Below are 255 nucleotides of genomic sequence, written 5' to 3' on the forward strand. Positions count from 1 at the left end.
CGCGCGAGTACTGCGTGCAAGCCGGCGACACCGACTACCACTTCGTCGAGCGCATCCTGCGCGAGGAAGGCTTCTTCTACGGGTTCCTGCACAACGCCGAAGGCCACCGCCTCATCCACTGCGACCGTCTGTGGATCTTCGGCAAACTGCCGGGCCAGCCGGTGGAGTACAACCCGCTGGCCGGCGGTGATCGCCCGAGGCCGGCACTGCGCAACTTCACCTACCGCGAGAACGTGCGCACCGCGCGTCAGACCC

Annotated in this window: 1 protein-coding gene; it reads left to right on the forward strand. The window is 67.1% G+C overall.

The window, feature by feature from the left end; all coding sequences use genetic code 11:
- Positions 1-255 (forward strand): contractile injection system protein, VgrG/Pvc8 family (locus tag DM872_RS00090; RefSeq protein WP_256873252.1); only part of this gene is annotated, 255 nt, incomplete at both ends.

The organism is Pseudomonas taiwanensis, from assembly GCF_013393345.1.
GTDB lineage: Bacteria > Pseudomonadota > Gammaproteobacteria > Pseudomonadales > Pseudomonadaceae > Metapseudomonas > Metapseudomonas resinovorans_C.